At 68.4% G+C, this 26,409-nt stretch carries 24 protein-coding genes; 7 read left to right on the forward strand and 17 right to left on the reverse strand.

What is annotated here, in order from left to right:
• The first annotated feature begins 75 nt into the window (after nucleotides 1-75).
• Nucleotides 76-1,770: a DUF885 domain-containing protein gene (locus A3ES_RS0138175; protein WP_020392114.1), complete on the forward strand. Its 1,695-nt coding sequence runs from the start codon at nucleotides 76-78 to the stop codon at nucleotides 1,768-1,770.
• Between the two features lie 8 nt (nucleotides 1,771-1,778).
• The gene (locus A3ES_RS56960) at nucleotides 1,779-2,981 is read left to right on the forward strand and encodes a Maf family nucleotide pyrophosphatase (RefSeq protein WP_157630973.1); all 1,203 of its coding nucleotides are present in this window, start codon (nucleotides 1,779-1,781) and stop codon (nucleotides 2,979-2,981) included.
• A 192-nt stretch (nucleotides 2,982-3,173) separates the two neighbouring features.
• On the opposite strand, the gene A3ES_RS0138185 is transcribed toward A3ES_RS56960, so the two are convergent.
• Together A3ES_RS0138185 and A3ES_RS0138190 are read right to left on the reverse strand one after the other, a co-directional pair.
• A complete protein-coding gene (locus A3ES_RS0138185) occupies nucleotides 3,174-3,506 on the reverse strand; it encodes an MmcQ/YjbR family DNA-binding protein (protein ID WP_020392116.1) in 333 nt (110 codons plus the stop codon).
• 50 nt (nucleotides 3,507-3,556) lie between these two features.
• A complete protein-coding gene (locus tag A3ES_RS0138190; protein WP_020392117.1) occupies nucleotides 3,557-4,972 on the reverse strand; it encodes an MFS transporter in 1,416 nt (471 codons plus the stop codon).
• A 94-nt stretch (nucleotides 4,973-5,066) separates the two neighbouring features.
• On the opposite strand from A3ES_RS0138190, the gene A3ES_RS0138195 reads away from it, so the two are divergent.
• Nucleotides 5,067-5,612, forward strand: coding sequence for a TetR/AcrR family transcriptional regulator (locus A3ES_RS0138195; RefSeq protein ID WP_020392118.1), 546 nt, complete (start codon nucleotides 5,067-5,069; stop codon nucleotides 5,610-5,612).
• Here the strand turns inward: A3ES_RS0138195 and A3ES_RS0138200 are convergent.
• From A3ES_RS0138200 to A3ES_RS0138240, 9 genes are all read right to left on the reverse strand, one after another.
• Nucleotides 5,609-6,163 (reverse strand): hypothetical protein, encoded by a 555-nt coding sequence (locus A3ES_RS0138200; protein WP_020392119.1) that lies wholly within the window; start codon nucleotides 6,161-6,163, stop codon nucleotides 5,609-5,611. The two genes, A3ES_RS0138195 and A3ES_RS0138200, sit on opposite strands and share 4 nt — an antisense overlap.
• Entirely contained in the window at nucleotides 6,160-7,461 is a 1,302-nt protein-coding gene (locus A3ES_RS0138205; RefSeq protein ID WP_020392120.1) for a DUF58 domain-containing protein, read from the reverse strand. Before A3ES_RS0138205 ends, A3ES_RS0138200 begins: the two co-directional genes overlap by 4 nt.
• The gene (locus tag A3ES_RS0138210; RefSeq protein WP_020392121.1) at nucleotides 7,458-8,435 is read right to left on the reverse strand and encodes an AAA family ATPase; all 978 of its coding nucleotides are present in this window, start codon (nucleotides 8,433-8,435) and stop codon (nucleotides 7,458-7,460) included. The genes A3ES_RS0138205 and A3ES_RS0138210 overlap by 4 nt, the downstream gene beginning before the upstream one ends.
• 7 nt (nucleotides 8,436-8,442) lie before the next feature.
• Nucleotides 8,443-8,976 (reverse strand): hypothetical protein, encoded by a 534-nt coding sequence (locus tag A3ES_RS0138215; RefSeq protein WP_020392122.1) that lies wholly within the window; start codon nucleotides 8,974-8,976, stop codon nucleotides 8,443-8,445.
• Complete coding sequence (locus A3ES_RS0138220) at nucleotides 8,973-9,710, reverse strand: DUF4129 domain-containing protein (protein ID WP_040456525.1); 738 nt, start codon at nucleotides 9,708-9,710, stop codon at nucleotides 8,973-8,975. The genes A3ES_RS0138215 and A3ES_RS0138220 overlap by 4 nt, the downstream gene beginning before the upstream one ends.
• 25 nt (nucleotides 9,711-9,735) lie before the next feature.
• On the reverse strand, nucleotides 9,736-10,947 hold the full coding sequence (locus A3ES_RS0138225; protein ID WP_020392124.1) for a GNAT family N-acetyltransferase: 1,212 nt from the start codon (nucleotides 10,945-10,947) through the stop codon (nucleotides 9,736-9,738).
• A gap of 134 nt (nucleotides 10,948-11,081) precedes the next feature.
• Nucleotides 11,082-11,993, reverse strand: a complete 912-nt coding sequence (locus A3ES_RS55275; protein WP_020392125.1) for a trypsin-like serine protease — start codon at nucleotides 11,991-11,993, stop codon at nucleotides 11,082-11,084.
• 76 nt (nucleotides 11,994-12,069) lie between these two features.
• Nucleotides 12,070-13,815: a proprotein convertase P-domain-containing protein gene (locus A3ES_RS0138235; RefSeq protein WP_157630974.1), complete on the reverse strand. Its 1,746-nt coding sequence runs from the start codon at nucleotides 13,813-13,815 to the stop codon at nucleotides 12,070-12,072.
• A 121-nt stretch (nucleotides 13,816-13,936) separates the two neighbouring features.
• Entirely contained in the window at nucleotides 13,937-14,842 is a 906-nt protein-coding gene (locus tag A3ES_RS0138240; protein WP_051084900.1) for a hypothetical protein, read from the reverse strand.
• A gap of 222 nt (nucleotides 14,843-15,064) precedes the next feature.
• On the opposite strand from A3ES_RS0138240, the gene A3ES_RS0138245 reads away from it, so the two are divergent.
• On the forward strand, nucleotides 15,065-16,138 hold the full coding sequence (locus tag A3ES_RS0138245; RefSeq protein ID WP_020392128.1) for a CobW family GTP-binding protein: 1,074 nt from the start codon (nucleotides 15,065-15,067) through the stop codon (nucleotides 16,136-16,138).
• 44 nt (nucleotides 16,139-16,182) lie between these two features.
• Here the strand turns inward: A3ES_RS0138245 and A3ES_RS0138250 are convergent, their stop codons facing one another.
• The 4 genes from A3ES_RS0138250 to A3ES_RS0138265 all read right to left on the reverse strand — a co-directional run bounded on the left by A3ES_RS0138250 (nucleotide 16,183) and on the right by A3ES_RS0138265 (nucleotide 20,550).
• Nucleotides 16,183-16,944, reverse strand: a complete 762-nt coding sequence (locus A3ES_RS0138250; RefSeq protein WP_020392129.1) for an HpcH/HpaI aldolase family protein — start codon at nucleotides 16,942-16,944, stop codon at nucleotides 16,183-16,185.
• 17 nt (nucleotides 16,945-16,961) lie between these two features.
• Entirely contained in the window at nucleotides 16,962-17,720 is a 759-nt protein-coding gene (locus tag A3ES_RS0138255) for a maleylpyruvate isomerase N-terminal domain-containing protein (RefSeq protein ID WP_040456527.1), read from the reverse strand.
• Between the two features lie 105 nt (nucleotides 17,721-17,825).
• Entirely contained in the window at nucleotides 17,826-19,355 is a 1,530-nt protein-coding gene (locus A3ES_RS0138260) for an acyl-CoA carboxylase subunit beta (RefSeq protein WP_020392131.1), read from the reverse strand.
• A gap of 28 nt (nucleotides 19,356-19,383) precedes the next feature.
• Nucleotides 19,384-20,550 (reverse strand): acyl-CoA dehydrogenase family protein, encoded by a 1,167-nt coding sequence (locus A3ES_RS0138265; RefSeq protein WP_020392132.1) that lies wholly within the window; start codon nucleotides 20,548-20,550, stop codon nucleotides 19,384-19,386.
• Between the two features lie 72 nt (nucleotides 20,551-20,622).
• Here A3ES_RS0138265 and A3ES_RS0138270 point away from each other — a divergent pair, with 72 nt between their 5' ends.
• Entirely contained in the window at nucleotides 20,623-21,015 is a 393-nt protein-coding gene (locus A3ES_RS0138270; RefSeq protein WP_020392133.1) for a MerR family transcriptional regulator, read from the forward strand.
• A 109-nt stretch (nucleotides 21,016-21,124) separates the two neighbouring features.
• Here the strand turns inward: A3ES_RS0138270 and A3ES_RS0138275 are convergent, their stop codons facing one another.
• Nucleotides 21,125-21,556: a MarR family winged helix-turn-helix transcriptional regulator gene (locus tag A3ES_RS0138275; RefSeq protein WP_020392134.1), complete on the reverse strand. Its 432-nt coding sequence runs from the start codon at nucleotides 21,554-21,556 to the stop codon at nucleotides 21,125-21,127.
• A 64-nt stretch (nucleotides 21,557-21,620) separates the two neighbouring features.
• Here A3ES_RS0138275 and A3ES_RS0138280 point away from each other — a divergent pair, with 64 nt between their 5' ends.
• Entirely contained in the window at nucleotides 21,621-22,529 is a 909-nt protein-coding gene (locus A3ES_RS0138280; RefSeq protein WP_020392135.1) for a nitroreductase/quinone reductase family protein, read from the forward strand.
• A 199-nt stretch (nucleotides 22,530-22,728) separates the two neighbouring features.
• A complete protein-coding gene (locus A3ES_RS49925) occupies nucleotides 22,729-23,319 on the forward strand; it encodes a dihydrofolate reductase family protein (RefSeq protein ID WP_020392136.1) in 591 nt (196 codons plus the stop codon).
• 1,001 nt (nucleotides 23,320-24,320) lie between these two features.
• Here the strand turns inward: A3ES_RS49925 and A3ES_RS56855 are convergent.
• Entirely contained in the window at nucleotides 24,321-26,270 is a 1,950-nt protein-coding gene (locus A3ES_RS56855) for an HNH endonuclease signature motif containing protein (RefSeq protein ID WP_026163590.1), read from the reverse strand.
• Nucleotides 26,271-26,409: the final 139 nt, after the last annotated feature.

Below are 26,409 nucleotides of genomic sequence, written 5' to 3' on the forward strand. Positions count from 1 at the left end.
CTGACGCCAGCGTCGTTCCACTGGCGAGAGCGCCACAGTACCGGCCTCCCGGATCAGGCGCGCGGTAGTGTCGGCATGGTGACGGATGCGACCACACCGAACAGCCCGATCGACCAGATCTCCGAGGCGTTCCTCGAGGCCTATGTCGAGCTGTCCCCGGCCTCGGCGACCTTCATGGGGATCCAGGGGCACGACCACGAGTTGCCGGACCTGTCGCCGGCCGGGTACGACGCGTTGATCGAGCTGAACCGCCGTACGGTCGCGCAGGCGTCCGCAGTACCGGTCTCCTCGCCGCGTGAAGAGGTCGCCAAGGACGCCCTGCTGGAGCGCCTCGGGCTCGAACTCGAGCGGTACGAGGCCGGCGTACCGCAGAGCCAGCTGAACGCGATCGCCTCCGTGCCGACCGACATCCGCCAGGTCTTCGACCTGATGCCGACCGCGACGCAGGACGACTGGGAGACGATCGCGATCCGGCTGAACCTGGTCGGTACGACGCTCGACGGCTACCGCGAGACCCTGATCGAGCAGGCCGCCGCGGGGCGGGTGTCCGCGGCACGCCAGGTCAACGGGCTGGCCGAGCGGATCGCCAGCTGGACCGGCACCGAGGGTGACGACTTCTTCTCCGGGCTGGCCGCGAAGGCCCCCGACAGCGCAGTGAAGGGCACCGTCGAGGCGGCTGCCGCTTCTGCCCGCAAGGCGTACGACCTGTTCGGCCAGTGGCTGACGACCGACTTGTTGCCGCAGGCCCCGAGCCGGGACGCGTGCGGCCGGGAGGTCTACGAGCTCGCCTCGCGTGACTTCCTCGGCGCGACCGTCGACCTCGAGGAGACGTACGCCTGGGGCTGGCAGGAGCTCGGCCGGATCGAGGGCGAGATGCAGACCATCGCGGCCGCGCTCAACGGCGGCGACCGCAGCATCGAGGCCGTCGCCGAACTGCTCGACAACGACCCGGTCCGCAAGATCCACGGCAAGGAGGCGTTCCGGGACTGGATGCAGCAGCTCGCCGACGCCGCTGTCACGGAGCTGGCCGGCACCCACTTCGACATCCCGGACACGATCCGGCGGATCGACTGCGAGATCGCGCCGACCTCCGACGGCTCGATCTACTACACGCCGCCGAGCGAGGACCTGACCACCCGGCCGGGCCAGATGTGGTGGGCCGTGCCGGCCGGTGTCGACGAGTTCGCCACCTGGCGTGAGGTCACCACCGTCTACCACGAAGGTGTGCCCGGGCATCACCTCCAGGTTGCCCAGACGATGCTGCGCACCGACCTGCTGAACCGCTGGCAACGCGTCGGCTGCTGGGTCTCCGGCCACGGCGAAGGCTGGGCCCTGTACGCCGAACGGCTGATGGAGGAACTCGGCTACCTCGAGGAGCCCGGTGCCCGGCTCGGCATGCTGGACGCGCAGGGCCTGCGCGCGGCCCGGGTGATCGTCGACATCGGGATGCACCTGGAACTGGAGATCCCGGCCGGCAACCCGTTCGGCTGGCGGCCGGGCGAGCGCTGGAACGCCGAGCTCGGGTTCGAGTTCCTGCGGGCGCACTCGCGGATGGAGACCGAGTTCCTGCGGGCCGAGCTGGACCGGTACCTCGGCTGGCCCGGGCAGGCGCCGTCGTACAAGGTCGGCGAGCGGATCTGGCTGCAGGCGCGGGAAGACGCCAAACAGCGCAAGGGCGCCGCGTTCGACCTGCAGGCCTTCCACACCGGCGCGCTGAACCTGGGCTCGATCGGTCTGGACCCGCTCCGTCGCGCGCTCGCCAAGCTGTGAGCGCCGCAGTGAACACCCCTCCTCGCTTCGTGCTCGCATCGGCGTCACCGGCCCGGCTGAAGACCTTGCGCAATGCGGGGGTCGAGCCCGAGGTGATCGTCTCCGGCGTCGACGAGGACGACATCACCGCCGAGAGCCCGGGCGAGCTGGCCCGCACGCTGGCCACGCTGAAGGCCCGCGCGGTCGTCGCCACCCTGACCGACCACGCGACCGTGCTCGGCTGCGACTCGGTCCTGGAGATCGACGGCGTCGCCTACGGCAAACCCGGTACGCCGGACATCGCGCGCGAGCGGCTGCGGATGATGAGCGGCCGCTCCGGCATCCTGCACACCGGCCACTGCCTGTTCGACACCACCAGCCGGCAGGAGATCCGCGAACTGGCCTCGACCACGGTCAACTTCGCCGACCTCACCGACGACGAGATCGACGCTTATGTGGCGACCGGCGAACCGCTCGTCGTCGCGGGCTCGTTCACCGTCGACGGCCTCGGCGGCCCGTTCGTGGCCGGCATCGAGGGCGACTACCACAACGTCGTCGGGATCTCCCTGCCCTTGGTCCGCCGGATGCTCAGCCAGGTCGGCATCGCCTGGCCGTCGCTGTGGACGGCACCCCGCGAGATCCGGTACGACGAAGCCGAGGCCGCCCGGTACGACGAAACGCGCGGCGGCCCCCAACGCGCCCAAGCCGCAGCCGAGGCGATCCAGGAGCTGCTGCCCAAGGGCGGCCGCGTACTCGAGCTGGCCGTCGGCACCGGCCTGGTCGGCGCCGAGCTAGTTGCCCAGGGCAACCTGGTCCACGGCCTCGACCTGTCGCCCGCGATGCTCCACCACGCCCGAACCCGCCTGCCCGGCCACGTCGCCGTCGCTGACGCCACTCAACTCCCGATCGCCGACCGCCGCTGCGACGCGGTACTGGCGATCTGGCTCCTCCACCTCGTAGCCGACAGCAACCAGATCCTCGCCGAGGTCTCCCGAGTAATACGCCCCGACGGCGTCTTCATCACCACCACCGAAAAACCCGAAGCCAGCCGGTACGCTTCCGGCCGCGGCCCCAACGATCGCCGCTCGGAGGACGCCCTACCCCTCCTGGTCGCCCGCGCAGCGCAGTACGGCCTCTACCTGGACGGCGCAACATCCTTCCCCGGTCCAGCCCGAGGCAACACAGCTATCCCGCTCTACCCGCTGATCCGCTTCCGCCGCTCCGCCCAGTGAGATATGGCGACGCAGGGCTGACCCATCGTCGGGTCGGCGCAGGCCCGGACCTCCACCACTCACAAACCTCCCGCTTCCACCCGAGAGCACGCCTATGCACGCCTGGCCGGGTGCGATCAGCTGAGGTTTGTGAGTGGCGGCGGTCCGGCCCAACGCGACGACAGCACGCTGAACATCACTAACTCAAGACCTCTAGGGCTCGGCGGTCAGGGATTCGGGGGCGGCCTGGCGCCAGGAGTCGCGGAGGATGTCTTGGAGTTCGCCTGCGTCTTCCAGGGCGGACAGGCGGGCGCGGACCCAGCTGGAGCCTGCCTCGTGGGGTGGGACCCAGAACTTCTCTGGTTCGGCGGCGATGAGTTCGGAGCGTTCGAGGCGGGGGCAGCGGACGGCGAACGAGGTCTGGTCGTCGGGGACGGTGAGGAACATCCGGCCCGCGACGTCGAAGGTCGGGTGCCCCCAGCGCTCCTTCTCCACCACCTGCGGCAGGGAGAGCGCGATCCGGCGTACGTCGTCTGCGTCAAGCACGACGACACACTAATGGCCGGGACGGATCAACCGTCCCGGCCATCAAGCGATCAGCGGCGGCGGCCCGGGAGGAGTAGGGCGAGTACTGCGCCGACTGCGACGATCGCGGCGCCCACCCAGACGGCCGGCACCAGGCCGTCGACGTACTCGGTGGGGCTGGCGTAGGAGCCGGTGGAGGCGAAGACGGAGGCCAGTACGGCGACTCCCATCGCCACGCCCACCTCGCGAATCGTGCTGTTCGTGCCGGACGCGACGCCCCGGTCGGCGTCGGAGAAGCTCGCCATCACGATGCTGGCCGAAGGAGCGAGGGTGAGCCCCATCCCGACCCCGGCGAGCACGAACGGAGCGACGTACGAGGTGTAGCCGACGTCGACGGTGGTGATCAGCGCGATCCACGCCAGCGCGGTGGCCAGGAAAGCCTGGCCGGTCGCGATCAGGGTGCGGGCGCCGACGCGGTCGAGGACCAGTCCGGCCAGCGGCGCGATCACCATCGGCGCCATCGTCCACGGCAACGTCCGCACGCCCGACTGCAGCGGCGTGTAGCCCTGGACGATCTGGAAGAACTGCGCCAGCAGGAAGACCGAGCCGAAGACGCCTACGGAGAAGGTGAACGCGGTGAAGTTGACGACGCTGAAGGCCTTGGTCCGGAACAACCGCAGCGGCAGCATCGGAGCGGGCGCCCGGTGTTCCCAGGCGAGGAAGGCGATCAGCAGCGCGCCGCCGCCGATCAGCGCGGTCAGGATCCGGCCCGAGGCCCAGCCGTCGTCGGCGCCGTGCACCACGCCCCAGACGATGGCGAGCACACTGCTCGCGGACAGCACCAGACCGAGCAGGTCGAGCTTGTGGCTGCCACCGCGGGACTCGGTCAGCACCCGCGCGGCGAGGGGGATCGCGATCAGGCCGATCGGTACGTTCAGCCAGAAGATCCACTGCCAGTTGATGCCGTCGACCACCGCTCCGCCGACGACCGGCCCGACCGCGACGCCGAGGCCGGAGATCCCGCCCCAGATCCCGATCGCGGCGCTGCGCTGACGAGCCGGTACTGCGGCCGCCAGCAACGTCAGCGACAGCGGCATCACCGCGGCCGCCCCGACCCCTTGGATCGCGCGGGCGCCGATCAGCATCCACGGCTCAGTGGCCAGCGCACACGCCGCCGAGGCGAGCGTGAACAGCGTGATGCCGGCCAGGAAGATCCGCCGCCGGCCGAGCCGATCGCCGATCGCCGAGGCGGTCAGCAGCAGCGCGGCGAAGGACAGCGTGTATGCGTTGATGAACCACTGCAGGTCGGTCAGCGAGGCGCCGAGCTCGGCTTTGATCACCGGCAGCGCGTTCGTCACCACCAGGTTGTCCAGCGTCACCATGAACACCGGGATGCCCACCACGGCGAGCACGGTGCCCAGTGAGCGCCGTACGGCGGGCTCGTCGGCCGCCGGACGGCCGGCGGGTTCGAGGGCGGTCGCGGTCATGTCCAGCTCCTTGTTGTTATCGACTGATAACTTACGTCGAGACCAAAGTATGCATTGACTGATAACATGTCAAGCGACCGACGAGAGGGAGCTCATGACGAAGACCAGGCTGACCGCGGCGGAGCGCAGCGAAGAGGTCCTGCAGGCGGCCGTGGTGGCGTTCGGCGCCAACGGGTACGCCGGGACGAAGACCGACGAGATCGCCCGCCTGGCCGGGGTGTCCCAGCCTTATGTGATCCGGCTGTTCGGCACCAAGCAGCAGCTGTTCCTGGCCACCACCAACCGGGTCTGCGACCGGATCGAGGAGTCCTTCCGGCGCGCGGGTGCCCGCGAGGCCACGCTGGACAGCCTGGCCGACTCCTACAACGAACTGATCCCCGAGCGCGAGCTACTGGTCGTCCTGCTGCACGGTTTCGCGGCCAGCAACGACCCGGCGATCGGCGAGACCGTCCGGGAGCGCTTCGGCAGGATCCACAAGGTCGTCGGCGAGATCTCCGGCGCGACCCCGGAAGAGGTCACCAGGTTCATGGCGACCGGCATGCTGCTGACCGTGATGGCCGCGATGCAGGTGACCGGACCCAACCCGGTCTCCTGCACCTGGGCCACGGAACTACTCAGCAGCCTCAGTGCTGAGGACTAGTTGCCGGACTCCCCCATCGATGATCCGGAGGCGTACCAGACCGCCCCCGTCGCGGCGATCAGCGCGGCGACCGTGACGACCAGAGACCCCCGTACCGCGGCGTCTCGCACTAGCGCGGCGGCCACCGCGACAACCGGTCCGAGCAGAATTGCAATCGTTGCTGGTAGCAACCACTTCCGCAGGACCTGGCGCCCGGCCACGGCGTACGACGGCATCTGGCCGGCGAAGGCCGACGCCAGATGCACCACCAGCAAGGCGATCCCGGTGAGTACCAGGTCCCAGCTCAGGTCATTGGGGGCCCGCATCAACCAACCCACGCAGATGGTGGCCAGGAACAACAATGCCGCCAAGGAGTCCGGCAGCATCACGCAGGCGACCAGCAGGAACGCCCCGGCGAGCGGGATCGCATCCATTTGATCCCACGACTGCACCCCAGGTAGCACGAGTGCCACCAGTCCGGCGCCGGCGATCGCCGACCGCGCGGCCCAGGTCGCTGAACTCATCGCCTGGAGCTGCGACAGCCACTGGCTGAGCTTGTCCGACGTGTTCATGACCGCATCCTCGGCGCCGCGGACACCCGCGCCGCATCCCGCAGTACTTCGTCCAGCGTCCCGGCACCGCGCCAGCCAACCGTCGGTACGCCGAGGTCGCCGAGCCGGTCGAGTTCGGCGCGCCGCTCGAGCAACCGGAGTCGCCAGGCCAGCGGCCAGGTCCTCGCGTCGTGCTGTTCGAGATCGATGACGTCGGCAACATCTGGTGGCAACGTGTCGACTGCGATCACGGTGCAGCCCGAGTGGACCAGCGTGACGATGTAGCCGAGGATCCCTTGGCGGAGTAGCGGGCTCAGCACGAGCACCAGGCTGTCCGAGCGGATCCGGTGCCGCCTGGCGAGCTGGTATTCGTCCTGTTGACGCCCCCGCCGATCAGCATGCACCAGTACGTCGAGGATCCGGCGCAGGTGGGCCCGACCACTACCGGCCCGCACGCCGCCGGCCGCAGTACCGGTGTCGATCAGGCGGACCCTGTCGCCGTGTCGCAGGTAGTGCTCGGCGATGGAGGCTGCAGCGCGGACGGCTGTGTCCAGGCTGCTCGAACGGCCGTCGATGCCTTCACTGATACCGACCTCCGCGCCCGTGTCGAGCAGGATGACGACCTCGGTGTCGCGATCGGACCAGGTCGACGTGACGTGCAGTTCGCGCGTCCGGGCCGACACCTTCCAGTTGATCCGGCGCAGCCTGTCGCCGGTACGGAACGGCCTGACCCCTGCCAGTTCAGTGCCCTCGCCAGGCCGCCTGGACCTGTGGAGCCCGACCAGCCCGGCAGGACGCGGTACTGCGTCAACAGCCTCGAACCCGTCACGCAGCGGCAACGTACTGACGGCCAGTGCCTCCGCGGCTTTCACCTGGACCCGGTAGCCGCCCAAGACAGAGGTGGCGATGACTGTCGGGTGCTCCAGTTGCCTAAGGCCCCAGCGTTCAGACCGCACCCCGACCTCGACAGTGACAGCGCCGTCGGCTACCGACTCGGCTACAGCAGCCTGCGGCGGGTCGTAGCGGAACCACGGGGTACGGACCAAGGACATGACCACTAGGTCGATGTCTGGGTCCAGTGCCTCCGACACCTTCAGCCGGTACGTCGTCGCCTGGCCCTCGAACAGCACGTCGGCATCCAGCTCGGACTCCAGCACCGGCTCCTCATGTGGGCGCAGGTAGCGTCCCCAAGCCGCCACGAAGGCCAGTGGAAGGCCGAGCACCGCCATGTCCGGCCGGCGACCCAGCACAGCGATCAGCAGCAGAACGGCGGCCAGGGAAACAGCTCTGACCTGCGCGTGTGTCGGCCGCCAACTCACTGCCGGGCGCCCGCGACAGTAGGCGGCGCAGGCACCGACCCCAGCACAGTACGAACGACAGTGGCCCCAGTCACCTCATGCAGCCACAGCTCGGGCCGCACAGTGATCCGGTGAGCCAGCGCGGGAATCGCAACCGCCTTCACATCCTCCGGTACGACGTAGTCGCGGCCCTGGATGACGGCGTACGAGCGAGCGGTGAGCAGCAGGGCCAGCGAGCCACGCGGTGAAGCGCCGACGAGTACCTGGGAGTCGCGGCGGGTGGCAGCGGCGAGCTCAACGCAGTACCGGCCGACTGTGTCGTCGACGGTGACGGTCTCGATCGCCTGTTGTGCAGCGAGCAGTCCGGCTGCGTCTGTGACCGCCTCGACCTTCTGATCCTCCGAACGGCGGCTCATCCTGCGCTGCAGCACCTCCCACTCCTCGGCGGCAGTCGGGTAGCCGAAACCAATCCGGAGCATGAACCGGTCGAGCTGCGCCTCGGGGAGCGGGTAGGTGCCTTCGTATTCGACCGGGTTCGCCGTCGCGAGCACGTGGAACGGTACGGGCAGCGGGAAGGTCTGGCCCTCGACCGTCACCTGATGCTCCTGCATGGACTCCAGCAGCGCGGCCTGGGTCTTCGGTGGCGTCCGGTTGATCTCGTCGGCCAGTAGCAGGCCGGTGAAGATCGGGCCGGGCCGGAACACGAACTGCGAGTCCCGCTGGTCGTAGACGAAGGCACCGGTGACGTCGGAGGGCAACAGGTCCGGGGTGAACTGGACCCGGCGGAACTCCAGCCCGAGCGCCTGCGCGAACGACCGGGCCGCCAGCGTCTTGGCCAGGCCCGGGTAGTCCTCCAGCAGCACGTGTCCGCCGGCCAGGATCCCGGCCAGCACCAGCTCCAGCGCGTCGCCCTTGCCGACCACCGCCTCGCCGACCCGGTCCAGCACCTTCCGGCTCAACGCCGACACCTCGCCGAGGCTCAGCTCATCAGTCACGGGTTCCTCACAGCTTCTCGATGGTCTGGACAGCCAACTCGATCTCCGCGAACGTCGCGGTCCGTGCCTCCGTACCGGTGATCAGCTCCCAGAGCTGGTCGCCGGCCACCTCCCGGGCCCGCTCGGGCTCCAGATCCGGGTCGACGCCGTGCCGGTGCACCAGCCGGTCCCGGGTCAGCTCCAGCAGCAGCGGCCGGATCCGGCGGGTGAACGTCATCGACCCCTCGCCGGCTCTGCGCTCCCGATCAGACTCGTGAACCCAGGTCGAGAGGAACTGGGTCCGGTTGTCGCTGTTGCGGCCGCGCCGGGCCGTCAGCTTCTCGTCGTACCGCGAGGGCCAGGAGGTCTCCAGTGCCTGCGGCGCGATCAACCGGACGGCCACTGAGCCGAAACCGATCGCCAGGCCCATCGCGACGAACCACAACGGCCGCGGCCGCGTCCCAGCCAGCCCAAAGCCCCCGATCAGCAACAAACTGCCCACGACCGAGATCAGCAGGTGCTGCATCAAAAGCGTGTTGAACGACCCCAACCGCTGCCTCATCGGGCAGCCTCCTCCGGCTCAGCCGGCGTCCGGCGCGCGATCGCCGTCATGAGCTCGTCCCGGAGCCGGACGAGGGCGGCCCGCGCCTGAATGCGGGCCTCCTCACTCGAGCCATGTGTCGAGTACCGCGCCTCCCGGTACAGCTGCGCCAGCCGGAGCAGCTCGGGCTCGGAGATCCCGCCGACACCGAGCACCCGGACCGTGAACTCGGCCGGGGTCTCGGACTCCTGCCGAGGCACTCCGGCCGAGGCGGCCGCGTCCTCTAGCGCCACCCAGCAGGCGATCACGCCGTCGGTCGCAGTACCGGAGTCGACCGCGGCCAGGCCCGACTCGACCGCTTCGGCCAGGCGGTCGACCTTCATCCGCTCCCAGTCGTTGTCGGCACGCTCAGGCACCGGCAGCTCGACCTTGTTGAGCATCCGGTAGAGCGCCCGGAGCAGGAACAGCACCAAGAGCGTCGCGACGATCCAGAACACCGCCTGCCAGATCGCCTGGACCCACGCGGGGAGCTCGAACGGCTTTCCCTCTCTCCGCGGCGGCGGCGTGGACATCGAAGGAACAGCCACGTTTGGCGGCGTCCGTGTGACGACCGGCCGCGGCGACGCCGAGGCCGTGCTCTCGCTGTACGGGCGGACACTGCCGCCCGCTGACGCCAGCACGACCAGGGCGATCGCGGCGACTCCCAGTACCAGGACGACAGCCACCGCCAACGCACTACGCCGGGTGGGCTGCATCCCGGAAGACTAGCTCGGTGCTGGATCAGAACCCTGTGTCGAGCCAGGGCACTCGGGCCGACAGGAATGCCCTAGAGGCCACCGCCAATGCCCCTTCGGTTCGCTCCTCGACCAAGCCGGCCGCACCCAGCAGACCGAGCGACGGCCGGCCCAGGTACGCCGTACCGAGTTCGCGGACGCCGAGCACGAGATCCGGCGTCCGGTCGGTCTTCTCGCAGGTCGCGCCGCCAGGGCCACCGGCCAGGTGCCAGGACCCCGCGTTCCACGGCAGGAAGTCGTCCTCGATCCCCAGGACGACGTCGAGCTCCTCGGCGTAGGTCCGCGCAGCCAGCGCCTTGCCGACGTCGGCCACCCGGCCCCACACCCCGTCCAGCGTCGTCGCGCGAGCCGCCCGCGGGTCAACCAGCAGGAACAGCAGCGGGTCGTCGGACGGCAGCTGCTCGTACGTCGTTTCGCCGAGCAGATCCGGGTCGAGCAGGTTCTGCCAGAGCGCAGCGTGGGCGGCCAGGTCGCGCGAGTGCACCCGCGCGACGTCGACGAACCCCTTGTCGGTACGCCGGGTGCGGTAGTGCGCGTAGCCGACCAGCTCACCATCGCGCTCGGCCAGCAGGCACCGCAGCGGCGAGGCGCCCCGCAGATCGGTCGTCACGTTGTCGTGCGTCACGTAGTACTGGAAGTTCTCGCCGAGCTGGAACATCCCCGGCCGGGTCAGCGCCTCGTCGTTGTGGAACGCGGTGGTCCGGGCCAGTGACTCCTGCGGATCGGCGAACCGGAGCCGGACGTCCTCGACCCCGGCGACCTTGCGCAACTCACGGGAGGCCCGCTTGATGGTGACCTGCTGATGATCCGAGGACAGCCCGTACCCGAATCGCCCGTAGATCACCGGCTCGCTCGCGGTCAGGACGGCCAGCGGTTCGGTACCGCCTTCGTACAGGTCGGTCAGCTGCCGCCGCATCAGGTCGCGCAGAATCCCCCGCCGCCGATGCGTCGAGACCACTCCGACCATCGTCACCCCCGCCGCCGGCACCTGCCCGCCCGGCACCGTCAGCAAATGCCCGAAGGCACCGGTGTGCCCCACCAGCTCCTTGCCGTCGGTGGCGACGATGCTCCGCTCCCGCTCCCAGACCTTCTGCTCAGTCTCCAGCTGAGCCTCCGTCCAGGGCGACGAGAACGCCAGCTCGACCAAACCCCGCAACTCGTCCCACTCACCAGCAAACCGCTCGATCCCGATCGTCATACCCCCTGACTATCAGACTCCAACGCCAGCCCGCTGAGGTTTTCCTCCCACGCAGCCCCCACGTCACCGGTGTCGCCTCGGGCCGCGAACCGGGGGCGCCGGCCGGCTGTCCCCTGGCCGGCCGGCGCTTCCACCTACCCGGCCAGGCGTTGGGTGGTGGCGTGAAGCGCCGCGGCAGCGGCGACGGTGATGTCGTCGAAGAGAGTGTGGACGGGGTCGTTGGGGTGGTTGTCGTCTCGGTTGATGAGGGTGAGGGTGTAGGCGTGGCCGGCGATCAGGGGTGTGGTGATCTGCTTCCAGCCCTGGCCGGTGGTGCAGGTCTTGGCAAGTGGCGTGCTGGTGGTGCCGGCTGTGGTGTCAGCCAGTGTCGCCTTCGCCCAGGCGTAGGTGATCGTGTCTGGGCAGGTGGTGTTGTACCAGAACGACAAACGGGTGACGCCTGCCGCAGCGGTGAAGCTCTGGGTGAGTTTGGATTCGCCGTTGGTGGCAGTCGTCGTACCGGCCCGGGCGGCCGACGTACCGGTGTGGGCGCCGGTGCTGACCGTCGAGGTGGTTCCGGCCGTGGTCCAGCCTTCTCTGCCCGACTCGATCAGACCGACCTGCCGGTAGCCGGCCGGAGTACTGACTACCAGCGGGCTGCCACTGTCGCCGGAGCACACACCAAGCGTGTCGTTCTTGGTCGGGCCGAAGCAGAGCTGCTTCTCCGGCGTGAAGGTCCAGCCGATGTTCTTGCAGCCGCCACTGGCGTCCGGGTCGATGATCGGCAGCGTCGCCTTCTTGATCACCGGGTCGTAGTCGGCCGTCGTCGTACCAGCCCCGCTCTTGCCATTGGTAGCAAGCGTCGTCTGGGTGCCGACGGCGTTGAGCGTGGTGTCAGTCGCGAGCTGTAGCAGGGAGTCCGCAGTACCGACAGCCTTGTCGAGAGTCAGTACTGCGACGTCGTCTCCGGCGAGGCTGCCCCACTGGTAGTCCGGGTGGATCCAGTACGACGCGATCTTGGCGACTGTTCCGTCATTGGTGGTGAGGTCGGTCCGGCCCCAGATCACCGACTTCTCCTTGTAGTCCCCGTACTGCGGGTCGGGTGCCGGGTCGAGGGGATCGACCCGGCACAGGAGCGGGTGGTCAGAGGGTGATCGACCAGTTGGTGAGGGTGCCGGTGTCGCCGGGGCCGTTGTCGCCGATGCGCAGGGTCCAGTTGCCTGCTGCGTTCTCCGTAGTGGACGGGGTGATGCTGTAGGTCTTGCTGGCCGGCAGCGGGTGGCAGGTGGTTCCGCCGTACCGCTGCAGGTAGTACCAGCGGCCGCTCGGTGAGACCAGGCTGATGTTCAGGTCCTCGAGGCAGGTGTGGTTGCCTTCCACGGTGACCTTGACCGGACTAGCGGCACGGCCGGTCAGGTTCGAGCGGATCGGGCTGATCACCGTCTGGAAGTCACGGATCGGGTAGTCGGTGCCGTTGACCAGCGTCCGGGCGCCACCCGGGTCACCCGGCTGGGTCCGTGCGGTCACGGCCGGGCTCGCCTTCGACTTGTTGCCTGCGGCATCTTTCGCCTGGATCGTGAAGGAGTAACTGGTGTCCGCGGCCAGCCCGGACACGGTGGCCGTCGTACCGGCGACCGTGGTGGCCAACGTGCTGCCGTTGTAGACGTCGTACCCGGTGACACCGATGTTGTCGACGGATGCGTCCCACGCGAGGGAGACGCTGTCGGACGTCGTACCGGTGGAGCGGGGGTTGCCCGGTGTGGTCGGTGCTTCGTCGTCAGTCGGGTCAGGGATGCCGGTCAGCAGGGTGAGGTTCCACTTGGTGAGGGCCTCGTTGACCGGCTGGAAGATCGAGTTGTCGGCGTTCGCGACGCAGGAGCTGTTGCCGCCCGAGTGCAGGCCGACGGCCTTGTCGCCACGCAGCCAGGCGCCGCCGGAGTCGCCGCCCTGGGAGCAGGCGTCGGTCGTGGTCAGGCCGTCGATCACGACGTTGCCGTAGTCGATCGACTGGTTCACCGAACGGACCTTGCCGCACTCGAAGTTCGGCGCGGTGTTGCCGGAGTGGCAGACGGTCTCGCCGACGATCGCCTCAGCCGAACCGCTGACCTTGATGGCCGGCTGCCCCCAGGTGTTGACGTTCGGGGAGATCGTCCAGCCGCTCTCGGTCACGGCCACGACGCCCATGTCGCCTTCCCGGGCATTGATGCTGCGACTGCCGCCGACGTTCGACGTACCGAGCTTGTTGCTCTGACCACTGGCCCCGTACGCCGCCTGGTTGGCGTCGTTGGTGCAGTGACCGGCGGTCAGGAAGTGCTTGTTGCCTTGGGCATCGGTCGCGGGGAAGCCGACGGAACAGTGGTCGGTCTCGGCGCCCGGCCACCACCCGTCACCGGGGTTCACCTCACCGGCTTGCTGTTTGAAGTTCGTCGTGACCTGGACGACCTGTACTCCGTCGCCGAGCCCGCTCAGCGCGCCGTACGCGCCACGGGCCTTCACCACGACCTTGTTGCTGACCGGGTCGACTCCCCAGCTCTGCAAGCCTTTCCCGCGGTCGGCCCGGGTGATCTTGTCGACCTTGGCGAGCAGGTTGTCGAGCTGAGCCTGGCTGCGGCTGACGAGCTTCGGGGTCGCGCCGGCCTGCCGGACCCTGGCGGCCTCCTGCTCGTTGGTCACAGCAACCATCAGCTTGCCGTCGGCAATCCAGCGACCAGCCTGATCCGGGGACTTGGGCAACTTGTCGGATAGCTGATGCAGCCCGGCCTGCTGCTCGAGCGGCGCTGGCACGCCGGCCTGCTGCTGGTTCGCGCTCGCCGGGCCGCCGACGGTGACCAGGGCTGCGATCGCGGCCACCACAGCGGCTCCGCCGACAGTCCTTCTGGGCCTTTTCATCAGTGTTCTCCTTGAATTCGCATTCCGAGGGGTTGGGCTGACCCTAGGAACGAATTCAAGGCACCGATATCCGCCAGACGCCTTTCACAGTTAAGGCTATAGCCTTAACACTTCACTTTACTTAATGTGGCCAGCTCCACCGGAAGCCGTACCGGCCGGGCCCGAAATTCAACGCCACCCCGTGCACGGATTCCCGCGGCTCAACCGGTACCGCGACCTCGTCCGCCTCGTCCAGTTGCGAATACCGCACGCAGGAGACCGGCAGAGCGGCCGGGTCGAAGCAGACCTCCAGCACGAACTCCCGGACCGGGAGCCGGAATTTCCGCTCGTAGTTCGTGGCCGGCGGATAAGGCGCGGCATTCACCAACTCGTGCTCGGTGATCACCGTCTCGCCTTTTCGCAAGGGCCGGTCGAACAGCAATTCGGCGACCAGCAGCCCGTCCGCGGGACGCAGTACGGTGCGGCCCAGCCGGCAATGCCGCAGCGGCCTGATCTCGGGCAACGCGCGATCGTGCTCATCGAGATGCATGATCACCACCCAGCGATCGGGCCCGTCCGCCTCGGCCCGCAGTACCTGGCGGCAGTGATAGGACCGCTCACCGCCTTCGGGGCCGACGAACACCCGGTCATGCTGGCTGATCCTGGTCAGCCGCTCATCCCATTTGATGGTGACCTCGCTGACGGCGTCTTCCACCGCGTCGGGCCGCGGCCAGAACGCCGCCACCTCAGGCGGATCGGGCACAGTGCTCAACCACCGCCCCCGCCGGCGCGGTGGCCCCAACGAGTCCACCAGCGTCCCGGTCGGTACCTCCAGAACGCTTTCCAGCAACTGAACCGCCGCCAGCGAGTCCCGCCGCTCCGGCCGGGACCGCCCTGACTGCCAATAGCTGAGCGTCGCCAGACTCACGGAGATCCCCTGCCCCCGCAGGCGGTCCCGAATCCGCTCGAGTCCTAACCCACGGGCCTGGATGGCCGCGCGAAGAACCCGAGCGAACTCACTATCCGCCTGCTCCAATGGCTCCGGCATAGTCCGCACAGTAGTGACCCACTCCCACCCACGGAAGGCGTCACACCCTTAACAGTTAACTGGTACTGACGGTGCGCCGCAGGCCGGAGGCCACGCATACCGACCTCCGGTCAGCAAACGCTTCCCTCGGCGTGTCGAGGCATCGGCGCCGGGTCGTGTGTGCGCAGCCGTCCGCTACCCCCGGCCCTGGACTGATGAAAATCGTTTTCATATACTCGGGGGATGGCCGCCCATCGCAAGACCCCGCTGACCCTGTTGACCGGGCTTTCCACCACGCTTCGCGAGCCCGTGCTGGGCACCATGGTCGACGCCACCACCGTGGCCGTCGTCGTGGATCAGGACGAACTGCGGCATCGCGGAGTGCTGACCTGGCGAGTGATCGACCAGAGCGGCCCGATCGACGCCGGTGAGTTCACCGTGGACGACGATTGCGGCTCCTGCCAGCTGATCGAGTCGCTTCTGCCCCTGCTGGAGACGCTCGTCGCGCGCGGGCACTGGCAACACGTAGTACTGGCTGCTCCGCCGGCTATGGAGGCCCGGTCGCTGGCGAGTGCTCTGGTCGCCACGATGCCGGAAGTACAGGTCGACACGGTCACTTGCGTGGTCGACGCCGTGCTGCTGGTCGAGCAGTTGTCCGGGGATGAACTGCTGGATGAGCGCGGCCTCGCGCTCGGCCCGCCTGACCGCCGCAACGTGGCCGAGCTGACCGCACGACAGGTCGAGTACGCCGATGTCTGTGTGCTCGCGAATGCGCATCGCAGCAAGGCACCCGAGCGTTTGCATCACCTGCTTCAGCACCTCAATCCGCGCACCACTGTCGTCAACAGCGACGCCACCGGCGTACCGGCGGCAAGGGTTGCCCGCCTCGGCCGCTTCGACTTCCAAGCAGCCGAGGCTTGGGCAGGGGAGCTGGCCACCGACTCACGGCTGCAGCCGAGCGGCGACGGCGTCACCACGATGCTTTGGCGATCGAGCCGTCCGCTTCACCCAGCGCGGCTCAACGATGCCCTCGAAGACATCGTCGACGGCGTCGTCCGGAGTCGCGGAGTCGTCTGGCTCGCCAACCGGCCGACCCAACGAGTCCGCTGGGAGTCGGCCGGCTACAGCGCCTCGCTGGGCATGCTCGGCGAGTGGTCCGATTCCGAGCACCTGGCCGAATGCACGGTGGTAGCGACCGGCGTCGGCCTGGATCCCGCCCGCTTGCAGGCGGTCCTCGATGCCTGCCTGCTCACCGAATCCGAACTGGCCAGCATGGACTGGCAGTCCCTGGACGATCCGTTCGCCGGAGTCCTCTAAACGCCCTGCGCCCAAAGTTGTTGGCGCAGGGCACCCGAGGTCCTCTAACGCGCGGCCGCGAGGTGGGCGGCGGCCGCGGCTTGTAGGTGGTCGAGGTCCGACGACACGGTAGCGAAGGTGTAGCCCTCGCTCAGCCGTTGCCGGGCCTCCGCACCGCTGTGCGTATGGATGCCCGCGGCAACACCAGCCGCGGCCGCGGTACGGGCGATCAACTCCACGGCAGCGTCAAAGGTCTCATCGACGTCCGGATCGCCCGGATACTTGCCACCCACGGCCAGCCGCAGATCCGACGGCCCCACATAGATTCCATCCAGCCCAGGCGTCGCGCAGATCCCGGCGACGTTCTCCAGACCCTGCCGAGTCTCGATCATCGCCAGTACGACGGTCGCCGCGTCCGCCTCCGCCGGTACCGGGCCGATCCGCAACCCGGAGCGCGCCGGCCCGTACGACCGGATCCCCGTCGGTGGATACCGCGCCGCCTCGACGGCCCGCAACGCGTCCTCGGCCGTATCGACCAGCGGCACGATCACCCCGGCCGCGCCGGCGTCCAGCGCGCGCCCGATCGGCGTCGCGTTGTTCGCCTCGACCCGCACCAGCCCCGCAGTACCGTTGCCTGCGGCATCAATCGCCATCAGGCCGTCCAGCACCCCGCGGGCGTCGATCAGCCCGTGCTGCCCATCCAGTCCTACGTAGTCGTACCCGGTCAACGCGATCCGCTCGGTCGCGGCCGGCGCGTCCATCGTCACCCAGTACCCCACAGCGACCTGCCGGCTCTTGAGCCGATCGGCGAACTCCTTCGACGTCATGCAGTCCCTCTCGGCGCTCAGCTGAGCAACGGCAGCCTGACCGCGAAGATGCCCAGCTGGTCCAGGTCGTCCTCGGTGAGCGGCAGCCGCCCAGTTGCCTTCAGCACGTAGGTGGTCGTGTCCCACGAGATCACATCCCACGCCTCCGGACCGAACAGCCCGTCCAGAGTGCGGGCAGTCACCTGCAGCCCCTCCGGATCCGGCTCCGGCGCATCGGGCAGCTCCAGCATCAGATCGAGGTGATGAATCGTCGCCTCGGTGACCAGCGTCGCGACGAAGTCGGCGGCCCGCAGTACATGGCCTTGCGTCTCGACCTTGTGCCCCTTCTCCGCCAGCCGCACCGCAGCCACCCGAGCGGCCGCACTCGACACCGCGGCCCAGTGCCCGACCAGCTCCACCGACGGCGCCCGGTACGCCGCCGCAACCGCCCGCACGAAGCTCGTCTCGCCTGGCTCGCCCGTGTTGCCCGCGTCGCCCGTCTCGCCCGTCTCGCCCGTCTCGCCCGTTTCGTCCGGCTCGTCCGGCTCGTCCTGCCAGTACGAGACGAAGTCTCGATCCGGATCCGCCGTCGACGGTGTCGCGAACGCGACCAGCGCCCGCTCCGCGTCGTACAGGAGATGCACGAGCAGCGCGCCGACGGGCATCTCCTCGCACCGGGTCGCCCGCTCGAAGGCGGCATCCGGCAACCCCTGCACTACCTCGGTCAGCCGCCCATAAGTCCGGCCCAGCGTCGCCGCCTGCCCCAACGGCAACGCTCCACGCTCAGGAGCCCTCATACAACCGAACCTAACCCCGGCGCCGCACGCAGGCCAAGGAACATGCTCGCAGAACGGCGTACCGGATGCCGGCGGCACCAGACCGGCCGCACGCCGTGCCAGGCGCTAGACCGGCGGTACTCCGTGCCGCCGGGTGGAGAAGTGACGGTTCTTCGTCTGCGCTGCGGCCAGCCGGGCGATCAGCTCGTCGCGCAGGTTCTCCGGCTCGACGATGGCGTCGATCACCAGGTCGGCCGCGAGCCGGAGGATATCGATGTCGGTCTCGTACTCGTCGCGCAGCTTGGAGACGTACTCGACCCGCTCCCCCTCGTCCGCGATCTCCTGGATCTTGTTGTAGTAGACGGCATTGATCGCCGCCTCCGGCCCCATCACCGCGATCTTTGCCGTCGGCAACGCAAGACACGCGTCCGGCGAGAAACCCGGCCCGCACATCGCGTAAAGCCCTGCCCCATAAGCCTTCCGGACGATCACCGATACCGTCGGCACGGTCGCCTCCGACACCGCGGTGATCATCTTCGCGCCGTGCCGGATGATCCCGGCCCGCTCGACCTCCGAGCCGATCATGAAGCCCGGTACGTCGCACAGATAGACCAGCGGCACGTTGAACGCGTCGCACAACCAGATGAACCGGGCCGCCTTGTCCGCCGAGTCGACGAACAGCACGCCACCCTTCACGGCCGGCTGGTTCGCCACGATCCCAACGACCTGCCCGGCGAGCAGCCCGAACCCGGTGACGAGTTCCGGCGCGTACGACGGCTTGACCTCGAAGAAGGTGTCGGCATCGAGCAACGCGTCGATCACGTCGTGGATGTCGAACCCGATGCTCTCCTCGACCGGCACCAGGTCCCGGGTGAAGTCGCGGCCGGCGGCGGACGCGTCGTACGAGGGAAGCGGCGACTGCCACGAACCGGGCAGATAGGAGAAGTACTGCTTGGCCAGGTCGATCGCCTCGGCGTCATCGCTGGCGAGCAGGTCACCGCAGCCGGACACACTGGTGTGCATCCGGGCGCCGCCCATCTCCTCCAGGGTCACCTTCTCGCCGACCACCATCTCGGCCATCCGCGGCGACCCGAGGTACATCGAGGCGTTGCCGTCGACCATGATCACCAGGTCGCAGAACGCCGGGATGTACGCGCCACCCGCGGCCGACGGGCCGAACAGGCAGCAGATCTGCGGCACCTTGCCGGACAGCGCGACCTGGTTGTGGAAGATCCGGCCCGCGCCGCGCCGGCCCGGGAAGAGGTCGACCTGGTCGGTGATCCGCGCGCCGGCGGAGTCGATCAGCCAGAAGATCGGCAGCTCGTCGCGGATCGCGACCTCGGTGATCCGGACGATCTTCTCGACCGTCCGGGCACCCCACGAGCCGGCCTTGACGGTCGGGTCGTTCGCGACCAGCAGCGCCGGCCGGCCGTCGACCAGGGCGCGCCCGGTGACGACGCCGTCCGCGGGCAGACCCGGGTTCAGCGCGTTGGCCAGCTGCGCGTCCTCGACGAAGCTGCCCTCGTCGACGAGCAGCGCAATCCGGTCCCGGACGTAGAGCTTGTTCTGCGAGGCGAGCTTGGCCGCCGCCTTCTCGGGCGGCGCCAGCGTCGCCTCACGCGCGACCTTGACCTCGGTCCAGTGATCCCTGCTCATGCGGCCATCCTGTCACTCGACCGGTGGGTCATTCGACCGGCAGACCGAGGCCACGGGCGATGAGCATGCGCTGTACTTCGGAAGTGCCTTCGCCGATCTCGAGGATCTTGGCGTCGCGGTAGAAGCGGGTGACCGGGTACTCCTCCATGAAGCCGTAGCCGCCGAACACCTGGGTGGCGATCCGGGTCGCGGTGACCGCGGACTCGGTCGCGTACAGCTTGGCGACGGCGGCGGCCTGCTTGAACTCCTTCACCGGAGCACCCGCGTCCTTGAGCGCCGCGGCCCGGTACACGAGCAGTTCGGCCGCGTCAGCCATCACCTTGAGGTCGGAGATCTGGAACGCGACCCCCTGCTTCTGACCGATCGGTACGCCGAACGTTTTGCGCTCACCGGCGTACTGGACCGACATCTCCAGGCACGCCTTGATGCATCCCAGCGCCACCGCGCCGATCGCGACCCGGCCGTCGTCCAGGGTGGCGAGGAACTGCCCGAATCCCTTACCGCGTTCACCGAGCAGGTTCGCCTCGGGAACCCGGCAGCCGGCGAACGACAGCGGGTGGGTGTCGGATGCATGCCAGCCGAGCTTGTCGTACGCCGCCTCCGCCACGAAGCCCGGCGTACCGGTCGGCACGATGATCGTGGAGATCTCCGGCCGCCCGTCGGCCTTCTCGCCGGTGCGTGCCGTCACGGTGACCAGCGAGGTGATGCTCGAGCCGGAGTTGGTGATGAACTGCTTCGACCCGTCGATCACCCACTCGCCGTTGTCGAGCACGGCCTTCGTCTTCGTCGCGCCCGCGTCGGACCCGGACTCGGGCTCGGTGAGGCCGAACCCGGCCAGCCGCTTGCCGGCGACGAGGTCGGGCAGCCACTGCTGCTTCTGCTCGTCGGTGCCGTAGGTGAGGATCGGGTTGATCCCGAGCCCGACCGCCGCCTCGAGCGTGATGCCCATCGACTGGTCGACCTTGGAGATCTCCTCGATCGCGACACACAGGCTGGTGAAGTCCCCGCCCGACCCGCCGAACTCCTCCGGCGCGGTCAGCCCGAACAGCCCGAGCGCGCCCATCTTCTGGACCACCTCGACCGGGAAGTAGTGCTTGCGATCCCACTCGGCGGCCTGCGGCGCGATCTCGGCCTGAGCGAAGTCGCGCACGCTGTGGGCGAACTCGCGGTGCTCTTCGGACAGTTCGTACGACATGACAACTCCCGGGCCTCGTGATTGACGCTTACGTAAACGTAAAGCACGATGGGCTGTGTGCACAATATTCGGGTGCCTGTCGAAACCGCTACTTGGTCCATCGCCGAACTGGCCGCCGAGTACGACGTCACCCTGCGCACCATCCGCTTCTACGAGGACCGCGGCCTGCTCACCCCGGAGCGCCGCGGGACGGTCCGCGTCTACCACCCCCGCGACAAGGTCCGCCTAGGCCTCATCCTGCGCGGCAAGCGACTGGGCTTCAGCCTCGACGAGATCGCCACCATCGTCGACATGTACGACGCGGAACCAGGCGAAGAAGGCCAACTCGTCTACCTCCTCAACCAGATCGGCACCCGCCGAGCCGAACTGGAGCAACGCCGCCGCGACATCGACGAAACCCTCGAGGAACTGGCAGAGGTAGAACGCCGCTGCCAAGCGGACCTCCGGTCCCTCCGCAACAGGTAGCTCACCGTCCCGACCGACAGGACATAGTGCCCTTTACCGCGCCTCTCCTCGCTCGTCGCCGCCTGAGCGGAGGCCGCACTGTCCACTATGTCCTGTCGGTCGGGACAGATCAGATGGCGTCCTCGTAGGTTTTGAGGGTTTTGACGAAGAGGGCTCGTTCGGTGTCGGTCAGCGGTGCCAGGGCTTCTCGCCAGGCTCGGGCGCTTCGGGCTAGCCAGGCGTCGATCGCGTCTCGGTGGGTTTCGGAGAGGGTGACGATGGCTCGGCGGCGGTCTTCGGGGTCTTCGCGGCGCTCGAGGATGCCTTTTCGGCTCAGTTCGCCCACCATCAGACTCACCGTCGCGGGGGTGACCTCCAGGCGTTCGGCTAGGTCGTTCACGCCTAGCGGGCCGTCGAAGAGCAGGTAGGCGAACAGCGAGAGATGGCGTGGCGCGAGGGACATGCCGGCCAGTTCGTCGGGGATCTTGGCGCGTTTCGCCCGGCCGACCAGCCTCGGCATCAGAAGGAGCAGCGTGCGGATGCTGTCGTCGACACTTGACATACCTTTGTCCTCAAAACTATTTTGCTTGCAAAGCTAAACAACCCACTGACGTGAGGGTAACGCCGTGAGCGACTTCAACCGCACCATCATCGAGGAGTTCCGGGCGAACGACGGCCAGGTCGGGGGCATGTTCGAAGGAGCTCCACTCCTGCTCCTCACCACCACAGGCGCCCGCACCGGCCGCCCGCACACCACACCGGCCGTGTACGCCGAGGACGCCGGCCGGCTGATCATCTTCGCCTCCAACGCCGGCCAACCCACCGCGCCAGCCTGGCTCCACAACCTCCGAAGCAACCCCACGGTCACCATCGAGCGCGGCACCGACCGCTTCGAGGCCGTCGCCACCGAACTCACCGGCCCCGAAAGAGATCGCCTGTACGCCGAACAGGCGCAGCGCGACCCCGCCTTCGCCGCTTACCAGGCAGGCACAGACCGCCGAATCCAAGTAGTCGCGCTGGTACCCGCCCGACTCGATGCACTCGTCGACCCGCCGGCCGACCAGCCAGCCGCGGCTATGCCCGCCGGACTCGAATCCGCGGTGGCGCCCGAGCGACTCGGGGCCGCGGCTGCGCAGTTGCGGCAGATTCACGCCGGGCTGCGGGCGGAGCTTGACGCAGTACGGGCTGCTGTGGATGACTACCTGGCCGGTACCGCACCTCGGCCGGCCGCGGATCTCCTCCGCCACTGCCTGTCCTTCTGCAGCGCGCTGCACGCCCACCACAACCGCGAGGACGGCGTGTTCCCCCGGTTGGCCGACGACTTCCCCGAGTTGAAATCGGCTCTCGATCGACTGAGCCGCGAACACGAAGTGATCGCCGAACTGAACACCAAGATCACCAAGCTGGTCACCGAACTCGGCGAGGGCGACGACCCTTCAGCCATCTCGCAGGAACTCGCCCGCCTTACGACCGAACTCGAAACCCACTTCACCTACGAGGAGGCCCACCTCGGCCCGGCCCTCGACGCCGCCTGATCGAAGCTTTCGGTTCTCCTCCGAAGTCTGCTGGAAGACGCTAGTCGGCCACCCGCGAATTGGTCCTGTGCCCTGCCCTCGAAGCGGTCCTTACCGCGGTACCGATTCGCTGTCAGGCTCTTGGTCAAGACAGCGATCACACCCGGCATCGAGAGCAGGTCAGCTGCTCCGCCCCGGCGACGCCGACAAGGAGAAACGCATGAGCGACACCAAGCCGCAGACCGCAGAGGGAAAGGTCCTCTGGCACTTCTCGATGTCACTGGACGGTTTCGTGGCAGGCCCGAACCACGCGATGAACTGGATGACCGGGACCAACCGCCCAGGCCTGATCGACGAGTACGTCAAGACCACAGGCGCCGTACTGGGCGGTCGGGACGGCTGGGACATCGCGGCGGCCTCCGGGGCCCGCCCTTACAGCGATGACTGGAACAGACCGATCTTCATCCTCACCCACCACCCCGAGGACGCGACGCCGGCCGACGGCGTCACCTTCCTCAACTGCGGCCCCACGGAGGCGGTACGGATAGCCCTGGAAGCAGCCGACGGCAAGAACCTCGAGGTGTTCTCACCAACCATCGGCCGTCAACTCCTCGACCTCGGCCTGATCGACGAGATCGACCTCCACATCGCCCCAGTCCTACTCGGCGACGGCATCCGCCTCTACAACAACCCCGGCCACGAGCCAATCCACCTCCACCACATCGACCAGCCCGACCCCACCTCAGAAGTCAACGTCCGCTACCGCCCCACCACAACAGCAAAGTCCCCCACCCCACCCAACGCCGACTAGCCAAGCCAAACAACGACAAGGCCACCACCAGCGACATCCCACCCACGAACCACAGCCATCACGACCTGCAGCCGGTCGCCGAGCAACGTCGCGGCGCTACGGCTGGAGCACCAAGCGCCGTAAACCGCAACGGCCACCGCAGCAGCTCGCGGCGGCCGCTCGCGGTCACACGAGCAGGACCACCGAGACAGATGCGCGAACCCACTACAAGATCGACCCCGCGGCCAGTTTGAAGCCTCGAGGCTGGCCGGTCCGGTCTCGTACCTGCCGTCCCGATCCCGCCAGGCCAACAACCCCGATCATTCGCCCCCTTTTGACGGTTCTTCTGACCTGGTCCGGACGTCTCTTGTGAGCACCCCAGCCACCTTGGGCACCGGCCAGGCACCCAATCCACCGATCGACGCCCAGCCCGTGCCCAACGTCGATCACCCCTCGCCGGGCGGGAGGAAAATGTCCCCGGACCGGGTCAAGATCCGCCCCGGGTCTAGCCAGAATCCTCCCCAGCTCCAACCACGCCACCACGAACGGGTCACAGGACCCCCTTTACCCCTCCCGGGCAGCCGATCCGATTCACCATGGCGCGGAGCGGCGAACATCGCTGGCGCCGGCCGTCGAGGTGACTCAGGAGCGCGAGGTGAAAAGGCGGCGAATGATGGCAAAGGGGGTGGCGCGGAATCGCAGGCAGGTGACGATCATGGCCGGCTGCCTCGTGCACTACCGCTGGACTTTGCCCCAGCCCGGACCGCGATGCTCGACCTGGCCCGTCATCGCCAATGCGTTATGGATGCGCCAGACGAATTACTGGACACCACCAAAGGAACTGCAGCCGGACTCAGGCCACTCGCTCACCTCTGCAGTTCATACTCGTGCGTCGTGCGGCCGGAAGACCAGGACGGGGCATGGCGAGGAGCCCTCGGTCGGCGAGCCGAGGGCTAGAGAGCGGCAGTATTCGGACGCGGCAGTCGCGGCGGACGCGACGGCGGCGAGGGCCGCGGTGGGTGTTACGGGCCGGCGGAGGGGGTGTTGTTGTCGCCCCAGGGGTCGAGCAGGGCGACCGCTTCTGGAGTCAGCCAGGACAGGCTTCCGGTACCGGCCTGCACTTTGGGGCGCGGGGTGGGCGGGGCGAAGAACCGGCCGGGATGTTCGTGGTCCAAGGCGCTGCCGGGCCCGGTGGTGGGTGGGCCGAAGTAGCGGGACAGGTTGGTGAGGTTGGCCAGGTCGGCGGGGTTGGTGGGGCCGGGGCTGGTCCAGCCGGGGCGGGTGACCTGGACGACGCCGCGGGTGATGGTGATGGTCCAGTGACCGGCGTGGACGGCGCGGTGGTGGGCGGCGCACAGCAGCGCGAGATTGTGGATCGCGGTGGGGCCACCGTCGATCCAATGGATCAAATGGTGGGCGTGGCACTGCCAGGGCGGGGCTTTGCAGATCACGCAGCCCTTGTCGCGTCTCATCAGGGCGCGGCGGATGGCGCGGGTGACGTAGCGCTGTTCCGTGCCGACGTCGAGGGGTTGGGAGTCGGAGCCGAGGACGATGGGGAGGATGGCGGCGTCGCAGGCCAGCCGGCGGACGGCGGAGGCGGACAGGTTGTCGCCGTAGACGAGTTCGCCGACGGCTTGCGAAGTGGCGTTGCGGAGGTCTTCGAGGTCGATGGTGATGGTGATGTGCGGCACCCCCGGCCCACCCGACCCACCAGATCCAGCCGATGCGCCACAGGTCCCGCAGGCACCCGACGTACCGTGCGCACTCGGCGTCTCCGGCTCACCGAACTCGCCGGACGCACCGGAGCTACCCCAGTCACCGGAGCCATCGAACCCATCCAAGGCGCCGGAGCTACCCCAGTCGCCTGAGCCGTCGAACGGATCCGACGCACCGGACCCACCGGACATACCGGACGCACCGGACCCACCAGACGTACCCGACCCACTGGATCCACCAGACGTACCGGACCCACTGGATCCACCAGACGTACCGGACCCACTGGATCCACTGGATCCACCGGACATACCGGCCACGTCGGATGTACCGGACGTACCGGACGTACCGGACGTACCGGACGTACCGGACGTACCGGACGTGCCGGACGTGCCGGGTGTGCCGGACGTACCCGACGTGCCGGGTGTGCCGGATGGGTTGGGGGTGTGGGGTTTGCGGGGCATGGTCGCGGCCGCGGCGTTGAGGAGGGTGGTGAGGGCGTCGGCTTGGCGTTTGGGGTGCGGGCGGGGATCTAGGTCGCCGTCGACGGTCCGGCGGGGCTTGGACAGGCGGTTGATCTGGGTTCGGAGGAGTTCGGCGTTTTCGCCGGACAGGTAGCCGTTGATCTTCACGCCGCCGTCGGCGCGCCGCAGCGAGAGGGATTCGTTGGCGTGGGCGTCATCCTCGGCGGGTTCGGGGCCGTCGGTGTCCAGCCTGTTCAGGACCTCGCGGCCGAAATCCACCAGCCCGTCCGGGCTCAACAACCGGCCGGCCTCGATCATCTGCTCCTCGGCCACCCGCAACTCCTCATCAGGCACCGTGGGCGGGACCTTCTCCAACGTCCAGACGATGGCGTCGGCCTGGCCCGGGTTCAGCACCGCCGGACCTTGCACCTCGGTCCCGTCCCCGTCCGCCTCCTGCTCCGTCAGCGCACCGGCGCCAGCCCCATCCGGATCAGCGAGGCCGGTGGAGGTGTGGGGGTTGGGGAGGGCAGCGGTGACGGCTGCGTATTTGGGGAGCGCTTTGGCGGTTTTGAGGTCGCGGCGGATTTCGCGGGCGTTGCGGTGGTGGCGCAACTCGAGGAACTCGACGGTGTCGCGGGCCCCGAGTTCCTTGGCCAGGCCGCGATGGTCGAGGTCCGCGGTCAACTGGAGGCGGTAGGTGAGCAGGGTGGACAGGGCAGCGTCGACACCGTCGATGGTGGACAGCAGAGCGCTGTCACCGAGCATCGACGGTGAGAGTAGCTGCGAGGTCTCCATACCCAGAACTCTAGACGGGCCCACCGACAGTTTTTGGAGCCGGAAGGCCTTATCTGTAAGGGGATCAGCGAGTGGCCGGAAATGGTCGAGTTATGCACAGGAATGGCTGGGGTGTGGACAAAGCGATGATGTTGCTTAT

The organism is Kribbella catacumbae DSM 19601, from assembly GCF_000372465.1.
Classification (GTDB): Bacteria; Actinomycetota; Actinomycetes; order Propionibacteriales; family Kribbellaceae; genus Kribbella; species Kribbella catacumbae.

Bases quoted from the DNA above. Each gene is read 5' to 3' on its own strand.
- A3ES_RS0138175 (WP_020392114.1), top strand. From the start codon at position 76: ATGGTGACGGATGCGACCACACCGAACAGCCCGATCGACCAGATCTCC.
- A3ES_RS0138190 (WP_020392117.1), bottom strand. From the start codon at position 4,972: ATGACCGCGACCGCCCTCGAACCCGCCGGCCGTCCGGCGGCCGACGAG.
- A3ES_RS0138195 (WP_020392118.1), top strand. From the start codon at position 5,067: ATGACGAAGACCAGGCTGACCGCGGCGGAGCGCAGCGAAGAGGTCCTG.
- A3ES_RS0138200 (WP_020392119.1), bottom strand. From the start codon at position 6,163: ATGAACACGTCGGACAAGCTCAGCCAGTGGCTGTCGCAGCTCCAGGCG.
- A3ES_RS0138215 (WP_020392122.1), bottom strand. From the start codon at position 8,976: ATGAGGCAGCGGTTGGGGTCGTTCAACACGCTTTTGATGCAGCACCTG.
- A3ES_RS0138220 (WP_040456525.1), bottom strand. From the start codon at position 9,710: ATGCAGCCCACCCGGCGTAGTGCGTTGGCGGTGGCTGTCGTCCTGGTA.
- A3ES_RS0138225 (WP_020392124.1), bottom strand. From the start codon at position 10,947: ATGACGATCGGGATCGAGCGGTTTGCTGGTGAGTGGGACGAGTTGCGG.
- A3ES_RS0138235 (WP_157630974.1), bottom strand. From the start codon at position 13,815: ATGAAAAGGCCCAGAAGGACTGTCGGCGGAGCCGCTGTGGTGGCCGCG.
- A3ES_RS0138240 (WP_051084900.1), bottom strand. From the start codon at position 14,842: ATGCCGGAGCCATTGGAGCAGGCGGATAGTGAGTTCGCTCGGGTTCTT.
- A3ES_RS0138245 (WP_020392128.1), top strand. From the start codon at position 15,065: ATGGCCGCCCATCGCAAGACCCCGCTGACCCTGTTGACCGGGCTTTCC.
- A3ES_RS0138250 (WP_020392129.1), bottom strand. From the start codon at position 16,944: ATGACGTCGAAGGAGTTCGCCGATCGGCTCAAGAGCCGGCAGGTCGCT.
- A3ES_RS0138255 (WP_040456527.1), bottom strand. From the start codon at position 17,720: ATGAGGGCTCCTGAGCGTGGAGCGTTGCCGTTGGGGCAGGCGGCGACG.
- A3ES_RS0138260 (WP_020392131.1), bottom strand. From the start codon at position 19,355: ATGAGCAGGGATCACTGGACCGAGGTCAAGGTCGCGCGTGAGGCGACG.
- A3ES_RS0138265 (WP_020392132.1), bottom strand. From the start codon at position 20,550: ATGTCGTACGAACTGTCCGAAGAGCACCGCGAGTTCGCCCACAGCGTG.
- A3ES_RS0138275 (WP_020392134.1), bottom strand. From the start codon at position 21,556: ATGTCAAGTGTCGACGACAGCATCCGCACGCTGCTCCTTCTGATGCCG.
- A3ES_RS49925 (WP_020392136.1), top strand. From the start codon at position 22,729: ATGAGCGACACCAAGCCGCAGACCGCAGAGGGAAAGGTCCTCTGGCAC.
- A3ES_RS56855 (WP_026163590.1), bottom strand. From the start codon at position 26,270: ATGGAGACCTCGCAGCTACTCTCACCGTCGATGCTCGGTGACAGCGCT.